Origin of the sequence: Sphingomonas sp. LM7 (genome assembly GCF_002002925.1) — a bacterium.
GTDB lineage: Bacteria > Pseudomonadota > Alphaproteobacteria > Sphingomonadales > Sphingomonadaceae > Sphingomonas.
In genome coordinates, this window is the sequence record NZ_CP019511.1 from 953,763 (window position 1) to 969,041 (window position 15,279).

Genomic DNA, 15,279 nt, shown 5'->3' on the forward strand with positions numbered 1-15,279 from the left:
CGAGTGATTCTCACTGGTTGCACCCCTTGCCGCACACCCGCCATCGGCCTAAAGCCGGCCCAAGTTTCCGCATCTGCGAGAAGGCACTTTGGTCGATCTAATCGAATATCTGCCGATCCTGCTGTTCCTCGGCGTGGCACTGGTGCTTTCGAGCGCGTTCGTGTTCCTGCCGATGCTGGTAGGCCGGCTCACCGGCACGCATCAGCCGACGCCGGAGAAGCTCACCGAATATGAGTGCGGCTTCCCTGCGTTCGAGGATTCGCGCAGTCAGTTCGACGTGCGCTTCTACCTGGTGGCGATCCTCTTCATCATCTTCGATCTCGAAGCAGCGTTCCTGTTCCCCTGGGCCGTTTCGGTGTTCGACCTGGGCTGGACCGCCTGGATCTCGATGATGATCTTCATTGCCGAGCTCGCGCTCGGGCTTGTTTATGCCTGGAAGAAAGGTGCGTTGGAGTGGGAGTAGAACTCAGCCCTCCGCCTGTCGGGACGCTGCCCAACGTTGCGTTCCTCGACGATATCAACGCCGAGATCGGCGACAAGGGTTTTCTGGTCACGTCGACCGAGGAGTTGTTCCAGTGGGCCCGCACGGGTTCGCTGTGGTGGATGACCTTCGGGCTGGCGTGCTGCGCAGTCGAGATGATCCACGTCAACATGCCGCGCTACGACATGGAGCGTTTCGGCGCCGCGCCGCGCGCGTCTCCCCGCCAGTCGGACGTGATGATCGTCGCGGGCACGCTGTGCAACAAGATGGCTCCGGCGCTGCGCCGCGTGTACGATCAGATGTCCGAGCCGAAATACGTGATTTCGATGGGCAGCTGCGCGAATGGCGGCGGCTATTATCATTACAGCTACAGCGTCGTACGCGGCTGCGATCGGATCGTGCCGGTGGACATCTATGTCCCCGGTTGCCCGCCGACTGCCGAGGCTTTGCTGTACGGCGTGATGCAGCTCCAGCGTAAGATCCGCCGGATCGGGACGATGGAACGGTGAGGGCGCCTGCACCCCGTACCCTGTCCAATGACGGTGTGATCGACGCGGCTTCGGCCGTGCTCGGCGACATGCTGGTCGAGAGCAAGGACGCTGTCGGCGAAATCTCGCTTACCGTTGTGCGTTCGCGCCTGGTCGAGGCGATGCTCGCGCTGCGCGACACGCCGGGCCTCGAGTATCAGCAATTGAGCGAGATCGCCGGCGCCGACTATCCGGCGCGGCCCGAGCGCTTCGACGTGGTCTATCAGCTGCTGTCGTTCACCCAGAACCGCCGCATTCGCGTTCGCGTCACCACCGACGAGGAAAAGCCGGTGCCGAGCGTGACGGGCATCTGGCCGGTCGCCGGCTGGCTCGAGCGCGAAGTCTACGACATGTACGGCGTGCTGTTCGACGGGAATATCGATCTGCGGCGCATCCTGACCGACTATGGTTTCGTTGGGCATCCGCTGCGCAAGGACTTCCCGCAGACCGGCTATGTCGAGCTGCGCTATTCGGAAGAAGCCAAGCGCGTGGTCTATGAGCCGGTCAAGCTGGCGCAGGATTTCCGCAGCTTCGACTTTATGAGCCCCTGGGAAGGCGCGCAGTATGTGCTGCCGGGTGATGAGAAGGCGGCTGCACCGCCTCCGCCGCCGCCCGCTCCGGCACCAGCACTGGCTCCGACGCCGGCCCCTGCACCCGTGGCTTCGCAGCCCGAGGCAAAGGGTGCGCCCACGCCGCTGACTGCCGACCAGATCCGTGAGGCCGACGCGCCCGCGGCGAAGGCAACCAAGGCGCGTGTCAGCAAGCCCAAGACCACCGACGACACCAGCGAGAGCGGTGCCGGCAAATCCGGCCCCGAAGCCGGCCCGACGCCGGCCGATCCTGATGTCGTCAAGACGCCGCGCAAGCCGCGCGCCAAGAAGTCGCCCGAGGGTGAAGCGTAATGGCTGAGTATCTCGACGAGATCGAAGGTCGCACCGATGCCGGCAAGCCGGAACCGGGCGATACCGAGATCGCCAATTACACGATCAACTTCGGCCCGCAGCACCCCGCGGCGCACGGCGTGCTGCGCCTCGTCACCGAGCTGGACGGCGAAATCATCGAGCGGATCGATCCGCATATCGGGCTGCTTCACCGCGGCACCGAGAAGCTGATCGAGTACAAGACCTACACCCAGGCGCTGCCATATTTCGACCGGTTCGATTATTGCTCGCCGCTGAGCATGGAGCACAGCTTCGTGCTCGCGGTCGAGAAGCTGCTCGACTTGGAAGTGCCGCTGCGTGGGCAATATCTGCGCGTGTTCTTCGCCGAGCTGAGCCGCATCTGCAATCACATGCTCAACCTGGGCTCGCACGTCATGGATGTCGGAGCGATGACGCCGAACCTGTGGCTGTTCGAAATCCGCGAGGATTGCCTCAACTTCTTCGAACGTGCCTCGGGCGCGCGGATGCACTCCAACTATTTCCGCGTCGGCGGCGTTCGTCAGGACGTGCCGTTGAAGCTGCTCACCGACATCGCCGACTGGCTCGAAAATCGCATGCCGCGGTTGTTCGAGGACGCGATCAGCCTCGTCGCCGAAAACCGCATCTTCAAGCAGCGCAATGTCGACATCGCGACGGTGAGCCGCGAGGATGCGATCGCCTGGGGCTTCTCCGGCCCGATGATCCGCGCCGCGGGCATTCCTTGGGATATCCGCCGCCAGCAGCCGTACGACGTGTACGACCGCATGGAGTTCGACATTCCCGTCGGCACCCGCGGCGACTGCTATGACCGGTTCATGGTGCGCGTCGAGGAGGTCCGCCAGTCGGCGCGGATCATGAAGCAGTGCCTCAACGAGATGCCCGAGGGTCCGGTGCTGACGCTCGACCGCAAGGTCGCGCCGCCCAGCCGTGGCGAGATGAAGCAGTCGATGGAAGCGCTGATCCATCACTTCAAGCTGTTCACCGAAGGCTATCACGTCCCCGCGGGCGAGGTCTATGTCGCGACCGAGAGCCCCAAGGGTGAGTTCGGCGTCTATCTGGTGAGCGACGGCACCAACAAGCCGTATCGCTGCAAGGTCCGCCCGACCGCGTTCAGCCACCTCCAGGCGATGGACTTCATGTCGCGCGGCCATATGCTCGCCGACATCACCGCGATCCTGGGTGCGATGGATATCGTGTTCGGGGAGTGCGACCGGTGAGCGAGGCTCGTATCGCCACTGCGCACGAGATGATCGCGCATTACAACGCGCAGGACGCGGACGCTTACGTCTCGCTGATGACCGATGGCGCGTGCGAGGCGACCTATCGCGGCGCGGTGCTGCGTGAGGGGCGCGAAGGCGTGCGTTCGGGGCTCAAGGCGATGTTCGCCGAATTTCCCGGAAATCGCGCCGACATCATCGCCTCCTATGCGCTCGGCGAGACCGTCGTCCTGCACGAGAAGGTCGCGCGTTCCCCAGAGGCAGAGCCTTTCGAGGTGATGTCCATCTATTCGTTCTCCGACGACAAGGTCGATCGGGTGGAGTTCATTCGCTGATGGCTGACGCCCCACAACTTCCCGACGAGGCCGAGACCCGCGCGCGCTGGGGCGCTTTTGCGTGGTCGGCCGAGAGTGCCGAAAAGGCCAAGGAAATCCTCGGCCGCTATCCGGCTGGCCGGCAGATGTCGTGCACGATCCCGTTCCTCGATCTGGCCCAGCGCCAGGTGGGCGCCGAGACCAACACGCAGGGCTGGTTGCCGGTGCCGGTGATCGAGTTCGTCGCGCGCCAGCTGGAGATGCCCTATATCCGCGTGTTCGAGGTCGCGACCTTCTACACGATGTTCAATCTCGTCCCCGTCGGCCGTTATCATGTGCAGGTCTGCGGCACGACGCCGTGCATGCTGCGCGGGTCGGACGACGTGATGGCGGCGTGCAAGAGCCGCGGCATGCACAAGGGGCACACTACCGCCGACGGCATGTTCACGCTCACCGAAGTCGAGTGCATGGGCAATTGCTCGTCGGCGCCGATGGTGCAGATCAACGACGACAATTACGAGGATCTGGATTTCGACCGCACGGTTGCAATCCTCGACGCGCTGGCCAAGGGCGAGAGCCCCAAGACCGGCACGCAGGAGCCCGGCCGCCACACGGTGGAGCCGCTGGGCAAGCCGACCAACCTGGCCGCGATGGTCACCGAGAACCACGATTACCGCCCGGAATGGGGAAGCGCGGCATGAGCGGCAGCAACAAGAACCTGATCGTCACAGTCCTTGCGATCATCGGCGGCATCGTCGTGCTCGGCTGGCTGCTGCGCATCACCTTCGCGCTGCTCGGGCCACTGCTGCTGATCGGCCTGGGCGTGCTGATCTACATGATGTTCGCCAAGAATAAGGGGGGGCGTCTCTGATGCTCGCCGACAAGGACCGGATCTTCACCAATCTCTACGGCTATCAGCCGTGGAACCTCGACGCGGCGGTCAAGCGCGGCGCGTGGGACAATACCAAGGCGCTGCTCGAGCTCGGCCAGGATACGATCATCGACCGGATCAAGGCTTCGGGCCTGCGCGGCCGCGGCGGCGCGGGCTTCCCGACCGGCATGAAATGGTCGTTCATGCCCAAAAACCCGACGCCCGAGCGTCCGAGTTTCCTGGTGATCAACGCCGACGAGTCCGAGCCGGGCTCGTGCAAGGATCGCGAGATCCTCCGCCACGATCCGCATCTGCTGATCGAAGGCGCGCTGGTCGCGGGCTTCGCGATGCGCGCGCGTGCGGCGTACATCTACATCCGCGGCGAATATATCCGCGAGGCCGAGACGCTCTTCGCGGCGGTCAAGGAGGCGTATAACGCTGGCCTGATTGGCAAGAATGCGTGCAAGTCGGGCTATGACTTCGACGTGTTCGTCCACCGCGGGGCAGGGGCCTATATCTGCGGCGAAGAGACCGCGATGATCGAGAGCCTCGAGGGCAAGAAGGGCCAGCCGCGGCTCAAGCCGCCGTTCCCGGCGGGGGCGGGCCTCTATGGCTGCCCGACCACGGTCAACAACGTCGAATCGATCGCAGTTGCGCCGACGATCCTGCGGCGCTCGCCCGAATGGTTTTCGAGCTTCGGCGCCGAGAACAACAAGGGCACCAAGCTCTTCCAGATCTCGGGCCATGTCGAGAAGCCCTGCGTGGTCGAGGAAGCGATGAGCATCCCGTTCCGCGAGCTGATCGAGAAGCATTGCGGCGGCATCCGCGGCGGCTGGGACAATCTGCTCGCGGTGATCCCGGGCGGTTCCTCGGTCCCGCTGGTCCCCGCGTCGCAGATCATGGACTGCGCGATGGATTTCGACGGGCTCAAGGCCGTCGGCTCGGGCCTCGGCACCGCGGCGGTGATCGTCATGGACAAGTCGACCGATATCGTCCGCGCGATTTCGCGTCTCTCGTACTTCTACAAGCATGAGAGCTGCGGCCAGTGCACGCCGTGCCGCGAAGGCACCGGCTGGATGTGGCGCGTGATGGAGCGGATGCGCACCGGCGACGCCGACATCAGCGAGATCGACACGCTGCATCAGGTCACCAAGCAGGTCGAAGGCCATACGATCTGCGCACTCGGCGACGCCGCAGCGTGGCCGATCCAGGGCCTGATCAAGCATTTCCGCCCCGAAATGGAGCGGCGGATCAATGAACGCAACGGCACCGGCGCCGAGCCGATGCAAGAGGCTGCCGAATAATGCCCAAAGTCAAAGTAGACGGAATTGAAGTGGAGGTGCCTGCGGGCGCCACCGTGCTCCAGGCCTGCGAAGCCGCGGGCAAGGAGATTCCGCGTTTCTGCTATCACGAGCGGCTGTCGATCGCCGGCAATTGCCGGATGTGCCTGGTCGAAGTGAAGCCCGGGCCGCCCAAGCCGCAAGCCTCGTGCGCACTGCCGGCTGCCGACAACCAGGAAATCCGCACCGACAGCCCGATGGTGAAGGCCGCGCGCGAAGGCGTGATGGAATTTCTGCTGATCAATCACCCGCTCGACTGCCCGATCTGCGATCAGGGCGGCGAATGCGACCTGCAGGACCAGTCGGTCGCTTATGGCAAGGGCCATAGCCGCTACACCGAGCACAAGCGCGCGGTGACCGAGAAGTATATGGGTCCGATCATCAAGACGATCATGACCCGCTGCATCCAGTGCACCCGCTGCGTGCGCTTCGGCGAGGAAGTCGCCGGAGTCGACGAGATCGGCGCGATCTATCGCGGCGAGAACATGCAGATCACGACCTATCTGGAGAAGGCGTTCAAGAGCGAGCTCTCGGGGAACACGGTCGATCTCTGCCCGGTCGGCGCGCTGACCCACAAGCCGGTGGCGTTCGAATATCGCCCCTGGGAATTGAAGCGGAACCTGTCGATCGACGTGATGGATGCCGTGGGCACCAACATCCGCCTCGACAGCCGCGGCCGCCAAGTGATGCGCGTGCTTCCGCGGATCAACGAGGACGTCAACGAGGAATGGGCGCACGACAAGTCGCGCTACCATGTCGACGGGCTCGTCCGCCGGCGGCTCGACCGTCCGTTCGTCCGCAAGGACGGCAAGCTGGTCGAGGCGAGCTGGGATGAGGCGTTCGACGCGATCGCCGCGGTCAACGCAGGCTCGAGCGTCGCGGCGATCGCCGGCGACCTGCTCGATGCCGAGACGATGTACGCCGCCAAGGCGCTGCTCAAGGGCCTCGGCTCGGAGCTGATCGAGAGCCGCCAGACCGGGATGGACTATGACGTGTCGAACCTCGGCGCGGTGGCGTTCAACCCGACCATCGCGGGCGTCGAGGATGCCGATGCGATCCTGCTGATCGGTAGCAACCTCCGCTGGGAAGCGCCGCTGATCAACACGCGGATTCGGAAAGCGATCAAGAAGGGCGCCAAGGTCTTCGCGATCGGCCCGGAGACCGATCTCACCTACAAGCTCGAATGGCTGGGTAACGATCTGTCGCTGCTCGGCAAGCTGCCCGACCAGGTCGTGCAGGCGTTCGACGGCGCGAAGAAGCCGCTCGTCATCGTCGGCCCCGGTGCGCTGGGTGCGGGCTTCGGCGCGGCGCTCGCACTGGTCGAGCCGATGAAGCTGATCCGCACGCTCGAGGACGGCACTGCCTGGAACGGCTTCGGCGTGGTCCATATCGCAGCAGCCCGGATGGCGGCGCTGATGCTCGGCTTTGCGCAGAAGGGCGGCATCGCCGATGTCGTCGCGGCGAACCCCAAGCTCGCGCTGTTCCTCGGCGCGGACGAAGTCGACTTCGCCAAGTTCCAAGGCAGCTTCAAGGTGTTCATCGGCCATCACGGCGATCGCGGCGCGCACCATGCCGACGTGATCCTGCCTGGCGCGACCTATGCCGAGAAGCCGGGCACCTATGTGAACCTAGAAGGCCGCGTCCAGCGCGCCGATCGCGCGGTGTTCGCGCCGGGCGACGCGCGCGAGGACTGGTCGATCCTGCGCGCGCTTTCCGACAGGCTCGGCCGCACGCTGCCGTTCGATAGTTTCGAAGAGCTGCGCGCCGCGATGGCTTCCGACGTGCCGGCGCTGGCCGAAGAGGGCCTCGTGACCTTCGCTTGGAACGCACCCAAGCTCTCCGCCATTGCAAGCGGCCCGGTCAATTATCCGGTCGCCGACTTTTACCTGACCAACGCGATCTGCCGCGCATCGCCGACGATGCAGCGCTGCTCGGCAGAACTCGTCCATGGCGAGGAATTTGCGGAGGCCGCGGAATGACCGCCTTCTTCCAGAACACCATCGGCCTGCCGTTCGGCTGGGCGTGGTTCGTCGCGACGATCGTCGGCATTCTGGTGATTGCATTGCCGCTGATGCTGGCCGTGGCGATGATCATCTACGCCGATCGCAAGATCTGGGCGGCGATGGCGCTGCGCCGCGGTCCCAATGTCGTCGGCCCGTTCGGCCTGCTGCAGAGCTTCGCCGACGGCCTCAAGGTGTTCCTCCAGGAGACCATCATCCCGTCGAGCGCGAACAAGACCCTGTTCCTGCTCGCGCCGATCATCACCTTCACGGTCGCGCTGATCGTTTGGGCAGTGGTGCCGTGGCAGGCGGGCGTGGTGCTTTCCAACATCAACGTGGGCCTGCTCTACGTCCTCGCGGCTTCGTCGCTCGGCGTGTACGGCATCATCCTGGCCGGCTGGTCGTCCAACTCCAAATACCCGTTCTACTCGGCGATCCGCGCCGCGGCGCAGATGGTGAGCTACGAAGTCTCGATCGGCTTCGTGCTGATCTCGGTGGTGCTGTGGGCGAGGACGTTCAACCTGGGCGGCATCGTCGACCAGCAGCAGGGCCATGTCCTCGGCTTCCTCAACGGCTTCGGGTTCAATCCATTGCTGTTCCCGATGGCGGTGGTGTTCTTCATCTCGTCGCTCGCCGAGACTCAGCGCGCGCCGTTCGACTTGACCGAAGCCGAGTCCGAGCTCGTTGCAGGCTATCAGACCGAATATTCGTCGATGGCCTTCGCGCTCTACTGGCTCGGCGAATATGCCAACGTGCTGCTGATGTGCACGCTCAACGCGACCCTGTTCTGGGGCGGCTATCTGCCCCCGATCGACTGGGCGCCGCTCTACCTCGTGCCCGGCATCATCTGGCTGTTCGCCAAGATCCTGTTCTTCTTCTTCGTGTTCAGCTGGGTGAAGGCGACCGTCCCGCGCTATCGCTACGACCAGCTGATGCGGCTGGGCTGGAAGATCTTCCTGCCGCTGTCGCTGATCTTCGTATTTCTCGTTTCCGGGTATCTCATGCTGACCCGGGTTGGAGTGCCCGCATGAGCGTTGCTCAGCTAATCCGTTCCTACACGCTGTGGGAGTTCATCAAGGCGCACTGGCTGACCTTGCGCTACTTCTTCAAGCCCAAGGCGACGATCAACTATCCGTATGAGAAGAATCCGATCTCGCCCCGCTTTCGCGGCGAGCATGCGCTGCGCCGTTATGCGAACGGCGAGGAGCGCTGCATCGCGTGCAAGCTGTGCGAGGCGGTGTGCCCGGCGCTGGCGATCACGATCGAGGCCGAACCGCGTGAGGACGGCAGCCGCCGCACCACGCGCTACGACATCGACATGACCAAGTGCATCTATTGCGGGCTCTGCCAGGAAGCGTGCCCGGTCGATGCGATCGTCGAGGGACCGAACTTCGAATTCTCGACCGAAACCCGCGAAGAGCTGATTTACGACAAGAACAAGCTGCTCGCGAACGGCGACCGCTGGGAGCGCGCGATCGCCGCGAACCTTGCCGCCGATGCACCGTACCGTTAAGCGCACCGCAATCGACAGGGGCCGTCAGATTCCGTGATCCAGCTCATAGCCTTTTACCTGTTTGCCATCGTCGTCATCGCCTCCGCGGCGCTGACGATCCTGGCACGCAATCCGGTGCACAGCGTGCTCTGGCTCATCCTCGCGTTCTTCAACGCGGCGGGCCTGATGGTGCTCGTCGGTGCCGAGTTCATCGCGATGCTGCTCGTCATCGTCTATGTCGGCGCGGTCGCGGTGCTCTTCCTGTTCGTCGTGATGATGCTCAACATCGACTTCGCCGAGCTGCGTGCCGGCGTGATGCGCTATGCCGCGATCGGGCTGCTGCTCGCGCTGGCGCTGGTCGCCGAGATCATCGTCGCGATCGGCGCGTGGAGCGCCGGTGGGCTGCAGCTTGGCCGCCGCATCGCCCCGATCGATGCAAGCGTCCCTAATATCGAAGCGATCGGCCAGCTGCTCTACTCGCGCTATCTGTTCGTGTTCGAAGGCGCCGGGCTGGTGCTGCTGGTCGCGATGATCGGCGCGATCGTGCTGACCTACCGCCAGCGCAGCGACGTTCGCCCGCAGAATATCAGCCGCCAGATCAATCGCCGTTCGAAGGATGCGACGCGCAACATGAACCCACCGGTTGGGCAGGGGGTCGAGCTGTGATCGGCATCACCCATTACCTCGTCGTCTCCGCGATCCTGTTCACGCTCGGCGTGCTAGGCATTTTCATGAACCGGAAGAACCTGATCGTCATCCTGATGGCGATCGAGCTTATCCTGCTTGCGGTGAACCTCAATCTCGTCGCCTTCTCGGCGTTCCTCGGCGATCTCGTGGGCCAGGTGTTCGCGATGTTCGTGCTGACCGTCGCCGCCGGCGAGGCCGCGATCGGGCTCGCCATTCTAGTCATCTACTTCCGTAGCCGGGGCACGATCTCGGTCGACGACGTCAATCGGATGAAGGGCTGATGTCGCCGATTCTCCTCATCGTATTCCTGCCGCTCCTCGCAGCGGTGGTAGGTGGCCTCGCGAACAAGTCGTTCGGCAGCACGCTCCCCAAGATCGTCACCACGGGCGCGCTGTTCGTCGCGTGTGGCCTCTCCTGGACGGTGTTCCTTCCGTATTTGCACGGCGCGGAAAAGACGGTCGTCCCGGTGCTCAACTGGATGACTTCGGGCGATTTGCAGATCGAATGGGCGCTGCGCGTCGACTCGCTCACCGCAGTGATGCTGGTGGTGATCACCAGCGTCTCGGCGCTCGTGCACCTCTATAGCTGGGGCTATATGAGCGAGGAGCCGGACCAGCCGCGCTTCTTCGCGTACCTCTCGCTGTTCACCTTCGCGATGCTGATGCTCGTGACCGCCGACAACCTCGTCCAGATGTTCTTCGGCTGGGAAGGCGTGGGCCTAGCGTCCTACCTGCTGATCGGCTTCTGGTTCCGCAAGCCGAGCGCCAATGCCGCGGCGATCAAGGCGTTCGTTGTGAACCGTGTGGGTGACTTGGGCTTCATGCTCGGCATCTTCGGGACCTTCCTGGTGTTCGGCACGGTGCAGATCGACGCGATCCTCGCCGCAGCGCCCAACATGTCGGGCTCGACGATCGGGTTCCTCGGCGCGCGCTTCGATACGATGACCGTGCTCTGCCTGCTCCTGTTCGTCGGCGCGATGGGCAAGTCGGCGCAGCTTGGCCTCCACACCTGGTTGCCGGATGCGATGGAAGGCCCGACCCCGGTGTCGGCGCTGATCCACGCGGCGACGATGGTCACCGCGGGCGTGTTCATGGTCTGCCGGATGTCGCCAATGTTCGAGACCAGCCCGGTCGCGATGGGCGTGGTGACCTTTGTCGGCGCCGCGACCTGCCTGTTCGCCGCGACCGTTGGCCTCGTGCAGACCGACATCAAGCGCGTGATCGCCTATTCGACCTGCTCGCAGCTCGGCTACATGTTCTTCGCGGCGGGCGTCGGCGCTTATGGCGCGGCGATGTTCCACCTGTTCACGCACGCCTTCTTCAAGGCGCTGCTGTTCCTCGGTGCCGGCTCGGTGATCCACGCGATGCACCACGAGCAGGACATGCGCTTCTATGGCGGCTTAAGGAAGCACATCCCGTTCACCTTCTGGACGATGATGTTCGGTACGCTGGCGATCACCGGCGTCGGCTTGCCCGCAGTGTTCGGCAACCATCTCGCGATCGGTTTCGCCGGCTTCCACTCGAAGGACGCGATCATCGAGGCGGCCTGGGCTGCCGGGGTGCCGAGCGCCTTCTGGGTCGGCGTGTTCGTCGCCTTGCTCACCAGCTTCTACAGCTGGCGCCTGGTGTTCCTGACCTTCTACGGCAAGCCGCGCTGGGCGGGCTCGGAGCATATCCAGCACGCGGCGCATGATGCGCACGGCCACGGTCATGACGCGCATCACGATGAAGCGCCTTCGGCCGAGGATGCTGGGCACACGCCCGACGCACATCATGCCGCGCACGACGATCACGCTGTCGAAGGCACGGCAGGCTATCATCCGCACGAAAGCCCATGGGTGATGCTGATCCCGCTGACCCTGCTGTCGATCGGCGCGATCGTCGCGGGCTTCGTGTTCCATGGCTTCTTCATCGAGGCCGAGGAAGGCGCACACTTCTGGAACGGCGCGATCGCGTTCGACACGCATCTGATGCATGCGATGCACGAAGTGCCGACCTGGGTGAAGCTCTCGGCGACCGCCGCGATGCTGCTCGGCCTTGGCGGGGCGTGGTTCACTTATATCCGCAAGCCCGGTTTCGCGGCTGCGGTGGCCGACAACTTCCGGGTGGTCTACACCTTCCTGCTCAACAAATGGTACTTCGACGAGCTCTACAACTTCCTGTTCGTCCGCCCCGCATTCGCGATCGGCCGGCTGCTCTGGAAGGCGGGTGACGAAGGCACCATCGACCGCTTCGGCCCCAACGGCATCGCCCGGCTGGTCCAGCTCGGCTCGGCCGGGGCGGTCCGCCTGCAATCGGGATATCTCTACACCTATGCGTTCATCATGCTGATCGGCCTGACCGCGGCACTCACCTGGGTGATCGCAGGATGACCGGCTTCCCGATCCTCTCCATCATGCTGGCGATCCCCGCGATCGCCGCCGTGGCCTGTCTGTTCGCGGGTGCGCAGGGCGCGCGCTGGATCGCGCTGGGGGCAACCCTGGTCGATTTCGCGCTCGGCATCTTCCTCTGGGCCAATTTCGACATGAGCGCGGGCGCCGCGCAGTGGCAATATGTCGAGCATGTCCGCCTGTTCGGCATCGGCGGAGTCGACTTTGCCTGGGCGCTGGGCATCGACGGCTTCGCATTGCTGCTGATCATGCTCTCGGTCTTCCTCATGCCGATCTGCATCGGCGCGAGCTGGGTCGCGATCGAGAAGCGCGTGCCGGAATATATGGCGGCGATGCTCGCCACGCTGATCCTGATGATCGGCACCTTCGCCGCGCAGGACCTGCTGCTGTTCTACGTCTTCTTCGAAGGCGGCCTGATCCCGATGTACCTGATCATCGGCATCTGGGGCGGCGCCAACCGCATCTACGCGTCGTACAAGTTCTTCCTCTACACGCTGCTCGGCTCGCTGCTGATGCTCATCGCGATGATCGCGATGCTGCTCAACGCCGGCACGTCGTCGATCCCCGAGCTGATGGCGCACGACTTCCCGGCGCAGTGGCAGACCTGGCTGTGGCTGGCGTTCTTCGCGAGCTTCGCGGTCAAGATGCCGATGTGGCCGGTCCACACCTGGCTGCCCGACGCGCACGTCCAGGCGCCTACCGCCGGGTCGGTGATCCTGGCAGGCGTGCTGCTCAAGCTCGGCGGCTACGGCTTCCTGCGCTTCAGCCTGCCGATGTTCCCCGAAGCCTCGGCGCAGTTCATGAACCTGGTGTTCGTGCTGTCGTGCGTCGCGGTGGTCTACACCTCGCTGGTCGCGCTGGTGCAGTCGGACATGAAGAAGCTGATCGCGTATTCGTCGGTCGCGCACATGGCGATCGTGACGATGGGGCTGTTCGCCTTCAACCAGCAGGGTATCGAAGGCGCGATGATGGTCATGCTCGGCCACGGCCTCGTCTCGGGCGCGCTGTTCCTGTGCGTCGGCGTGATCTACGATCGCCTGCACACCCGCGAGATCGATCGCTACGGCGGCTTGGCGATCAACATGCCGCGCTACGCTGCGCTGTTCATGCTGTTCACCATGGCGTCGGTCGGCCTGCCGGGCACCAGCAACTTTGTCGGTGAGTTCCTCGGCCTTGCCGGGATCTACCAGGTCTCGACCTGGACCGCGCTGATCGGCACGAGCGGCATCATCCTGGGTGCGGCGTACATGCTGTACCTCTATCGCCGCGTTGTGTTCGGCGACCTGACCAAGGAAGACGTCCGCGCGATGCCCGATCTCAACGCGCGCGAGATCTGGCTGCTTGCCCCGATCGCCGCAGCAGTGCTGTGGATGGGCGTATACCCCGAGAGCTTCCTCAAGCCGATGCGGCCCGATGTCGAGCGGCTGGTCGAGCGGATGAGCCGCGCGGCGCCTGCGGGTGACTCACAGCCGACCGCCGGCAAGCCTGCGCCCGCCGCGGCGCATGGCGAGGAACATGCTGCCCCCGCTGCTGCGCACGGGAGCGCCCACTGATGAGCTATTCGATGCAATTGATGATGGTCCTGCCCGAGCTGGTGCTCGCGGGGGGCGCGATCCTGCTGATGCTGGTCGCCGCATGGGGCGGCCAGGCCTCGACCAGGCTGGTGAGCTGGGCGGCGATCGCCGTGCTGCTCGGCGCGGGCATCGCGCTGGCCGGCCCGGCTTCGGCCGGCGGCTCGGCGTTTGACGGGCTGTATCGCGCCGACGCCTTTGCGGCGTTCGCCAAGGCGCTGATCTTCGTCGCCGCAGCGGTCTCGATCCTGATCGCGCCGCGCTTCTTCCAGACCACGTCGGGCGACGATCTGCGTCCCGAATATCCGGTGCTGATCCTGCTCTCGACCGCGGGCATGGGAATGATGGTCTCCGCCGGCGACCTGATGAGCCTCTATGTCGGCCTCGAGCTGCAGAGCCTCGCCGCCTATGTCCTTGCCAGCTTCATGCGCCGCGACACGCGCTCGGCCGAAGCGGGCCTGAAATATTTCGTCCTCGGTGCGCTGGCTTCGGGCATCCTGCTCTACGGCATCAGCCTGGTGTACGGCTTCTCGGGCACGACCTTGTTCGACGGGATCGCCGACGCCTATGCGCAGGGTCGTTCGACCGGGCTGCTGTTCGGCCTCGTGTTCGTGTTCGCCGGCCTCGCCTTCAAGATGAGCGCGGTGCCGTTCCACATGTGGACCCCGGACGTCTATGAAGGCGCACCGACCCCGGTGACTGCGTTCTTCGCTTCGGCGCCCAAGGTCGCGGCGATCGCGCTCGCCACCCGCGTCGCGATCGAGGCGATGGGCCCGGCGATCTTCGACTGGCGCCAGATCGTGATCTTCGCGGCGCTTGCCTCGATCGTCTTCGGCGCGGTCGCGGCGATCGGCCAGACCAACATCAAGCGGCTGCTGGCCTATTCGTCTATCAACAATGTCGGCTTCGCGCTGATCGGCCTTGCTGCCGGCGGCGAGGCGGGCGTTTCGAGCGTGCTCTATTACATGGCGATCTACGTCGTCATGACGCTCGGCTCGTTCCTGATCGTGCTCCAGATGCGCGGTCCCGACGGCCAGCCGGTCGAGACGATCGCCAGCCTTTCCGGCATGTCGCGTACCCGGCCGGGCCTCGCGCTCGCCTTCGCGATCTTCATGTTCAGCCTCGCGGGCATCCCGCCGCTGCTCGGCTTCTTTGCCAAGTTGCAGGTGTTCGTCGCGGCAGTGGATGCCGGGCTGTTCGTGTTCGCGGCAGTGGGTGCCGCGGCCTCGGCGATCGGCGCGTTCTACTATCTCAAGATCGTCAAGACGATGTACTTCGACGAGCCGGGCGAAGCCTTTTCGGGCAAGACCGATCCGGTCGAGGGCGCATTGCTGGTGGTCTGTGCCGCAGTGATCTCGCCGCTCGGCTGGCCGCTGCTCGGCTATCTCGAAATCGCCACGGCGTCGGCGGCGAAGGCGCTGTTCTGACACCGACGATCCGGACCGTCTCCGAGACGGGCTCGACCAATGC

Annotated in this window: 16 protein-coding genes; all 16 read left to right on the forward strand. The window is 64.6% G+C overall.

What is annotated here, in order from left to right; all coding sequences use genetic code 11:
• The first annotated feature begins 88 nt into the window (after window positions 1-88).
• Genes BXU08_RS04390 through nuoN form a run of 16 tightly spaced genes read left to right on the forward strand, consistent with a single transcriptional unit; the run spans window position 89 to window position 15,236 of the window.
• Window positions 89-463 carry an NADH-quinone oxidoreductase subunit A gene (locus BXU08_RS04390; RefSeq protein WP_077508972.1) on the forward strand — a complete coding sequence of 125 codons (375 nt, stop codon included), beginning with the start codon at window positions 89-91 and terminating at the stop codon, window positions 461-463.
• Window positions 454-990, forward strand: coding sequence for an NADH-quinone oxidoreductase subunit B family protein (locus tag BXU08_RS04395; RefSeq protein ID WP_077508973.1), 537 nt, complete (start codon window positions 454-456; stop codon window positions 988-990). Before BXU08_RS04390 ends, BXU08_RS04395 begins: the two co-directional genes overlap by 10 nt.
• The gene (locus BXU08_RS04400) at window positions 987-1,910 is read left to right on the forward strand and encodes an NADH-quinone oxidoreductase subunit C (protein WP_077508974.1); all 924 of its coding nucleotides are present in this window, start codon (window positions 987-989) and stop codon (window positions 1,908-1,910) included. The genes BXU08_RS04395 and BXU08_RS04400 overlap by 4 nt, the downstream gene beginning before the upstream one ends.
• On the forward strand, window positions 1,910-3,145 hold the full coding sequence (locus tag BXU08_RS04405) for an NADH-quinone oxidoreductase subunit D (RefSeq protein WP_077508975.1): 1,236 nt from the start codon (window positions 1,910-1,912) through the stop codon (window positions 3,143-3,145). The genes BXU08_RS04400 and BXU08_RS04405 overlap by 1 nt, the downstream gene beginning before the upstream one ends.
• Window positions 3,142-3,480 (forward strand): nuclear transport factor 2 family protein, encoded by a 339-nt coding sequence (locus BXU08_RS04410; RefSeq protein ID WP_077508976.1) that lies wholly within the window; start codon window positions 3,142-3,144, stop codon window positions 3,478-3,480. The genes BXU08_RS04405 and BXU08_RS04410 overlap by 4 nt, the downstream gene beginning before the upstream one ends.
• Window positions 3,480-4,160 carry an NAD(P)H-dependent oxidoreductase subunit E gene (locus tag BXU08_RS04415; RefSeq protein WP_077508977.1) on the forward strand — a complete coding sequence of 227 codons (681 nt, stop codon included), beginning with the start codon at window positions 3,480-3,482 and terminating at the stop codon, window positions 4,158-4,160. The genes BXU08_RS04410 and BXU08_RS04415 overlap by 1 nt, the downstream gene beginning before the upstream one ends.
• Window positions 4,157-4,330, forward strand: coding sequence for a hypothetical protein (locus tag BXU08_RS19755; protein WP_171982421.1), 174 nt, complete (start codon window positions 4,157-4,159; stop codon window positions 4,328-4,330). The genes BXU08_RS04415 and BXU08_RS19755 overlap by 4 nt, the downstream gene beginning before the upstream one ends.
• Window positions 4,330-5,634, forward strand: coding sequence for an NADH-quinone oxidoreductase subunit NuoF (gene nuoF / locus BXU08_RS04420; RefSeq protein WP_077508978.1), 1,305 nt, complete (start codon window positions 4,330-4,332; stop codon window positions 5,632-5,634). The genes BXU08_RS19755 and nuoF overlap by 1 nt, the downstream gene beginning before the upstream one ends.
• Window positions 5,634-7,649: an NADH-quinone oxidoreductase subunit NuoG gene (nuoG, locus tag BXU08_RS04425; protein ID WP_077508979.1), complete on the forward strand. Its 2,016-nt coding sequence runs from the start codon at window positions 5,634-5,636 to the stop codon at window positions 7,647-7,649. The genes nuoF and nuoG overlap by 1 nt, the downstream gene beginning before the upstream one ends.
• Window positions 7,646-8,701 carry an NADH-quinone oxidoreductase subunit NuoH gene (nuoH, locus tag BXU08_RS04430; protein ID WP_077508980.1) on the forward strand — a complete coding sequence of 352 codons (1,056 nt, stop codon included), beginning with the start codon at window positions 7,646-7,648 and terminating at the stop codon, window positions 8,699-8,701. The genes nuoG and nuoH overlap by 4 nt, the downstream gene beginning before the upstream one ends.
• Complete coding sequence (gene nuoI / locus BXU08_RS04435) at window positions 8,698-9,183, forward strand: NADH-quinone oxidoreductase subunit NuoI (protein WP_077508981.1); 486 nt, start codon at window positions 8,698-8,700, stop codon at window positions 9,181-9,183. Before nuoH ends, nuoI begins: the two co-directional genes overlap by 4 nt.
• A 33-nt stretch (window positions 9,184-9,216) precedes the next feature.
• The gene (locus BXU08_RS04440) at window positions 9,217-9,828 is read left to right on the forward strand and encodes an NADH-quinone oxidoreductase subunit J (protein ID WP_077508982.1); all 612 of its coding nucleotides are present in this window, start codon (window positions 9,217-9,219) and stop codon (window positions 9,826-9,828) included.
• Window positions 9,825-10,130, forward strand: coding sequence for an NADH-quinone oxidoreductase subunit NuoK (gene nuoK, locus BXU08_RS04445; RefSeq protein ID WP_077508983.1), 306 nt, complete (start codon window positions 9,825-9,827; stop codon window positions 10,128-10,130). The genes BXU08_RS04440 and nuoK overlap by 4 nt, the downstream gene beginning before the upstream one ends.
• A complete protein-coding gene (gene nuoL, locus BXU08_RS04450; protein WP_077508984.1) occupies window positions 10,130-12,220 on the forward strand; it encodes an NADH-quinone oxidoreductase subunit L in 2,091 nt (696 codons plus the stop codon). Before nuoK ends, nuoL begins: the two co-directional genes overlap by 1 nt.
• On the forward strand, window positions 12,217-13,791 hold the full coding sequence (locus tag BXU08_RS04455; RefSeq protein WP_077508985.1) for an NADH-quinone oxidoreductase subunit M: 1,575 nt from the start codon (window positions 12,217-12,219) through the stop codon (window positions 13,789-13,791). Before nuoL ends, BXU08_RS04455 begins: the two co-directional genes overlap by 4 nt.
• Window positions 13,791-15,236: an NADH-quinone oxidoreductase subunit NuoN gene (gene nuoN / locus BXU08_RS04460; protein ID WP_077508986.1), complete on the forward strand. Its 1,446-nt coding sequence runs from the start codon at window positions 13,791-13,793 to the stop codon at window positions 15,234-15,236. The genes BXU08_RS04455 and nuoN overlap by 1 nt, the downstream gene beginning before the upstream one ends.
• Window positions 15,237-15,279: the final 43 nt, after the last annotated feature.

Excerpts from the sequence above, each read along its gene's own strand:
- BXU08_RS04405 (WP_077508975.1), top strand. The coding sequence starts at position 1,910 with ATGGCTGAGTATCTCGACGAGATCGAAGGTCGCACCGATGCCGGCAAG.
- BXU08_RS04415 (WP_077508977.1), top strand. The coding sequence starts at position 3,480 with ATGGCTGACGCCCCACAACTTCCCGACGAGGCCGAGACCCGCGCGCGC.
- BXU08_RS19755 (WP_171982421.1), top strand. The coding sequence starts at position 4,157 with ATGAGCGGCAGCAACAAGAACCTGATCGTCACAGTCCTTGCGATCATC.
- nuoF (WP_077508978.1), top strand. The coding sequence starts at position 4,330 with ATGCTCGCCGACAAGGACCGGATCTTCACCAATCTCTACGGCTATCAG.
- nuoG (WP_077508979.1), top strand. The coding sequence starts at position 5,634 with ATGCCCAAAGTCAAAGTAGACGGAATTGAAGTGGAGGTGCCTGCGGGC.
- nuoH (WP_077508980.1), top strand. The coding sequence starts at position 7,646 with ATGACCGCCTTCTTCCAGAACACCATCGGCCTGCCGTTCGGCTGGGCG.
- nuoI (WP_077508981.1), top strand. The coding sequence starts at position 8,698 with ATGAGCGTTGCTCAGCTAATCCGTTCCTACACGCTGTGGGAGTTCATC.
- nuoL (WP_077508984.1), top strand. The coding sequence starts at position 10,130 with ATGTCGCCGATTCTCCTCATCGTATTCCTGCCGCTCCTCGCAGCGGTG.
- BXU08_RS04455 (WP_077508985.1), top strand. The coding sequence starts at position 12,217 with ATGACCGGCTTCCCGATCCTCTCCATCATGCTGGCGATCCCCGCGATC.
- nuoN (WP_077508986.1), top strand. The coding sequence starts at position 13,791 with ATGAGCTATTCGATGCAATTGATGATGGTCCTGCCCGAGCTGGTGCTC.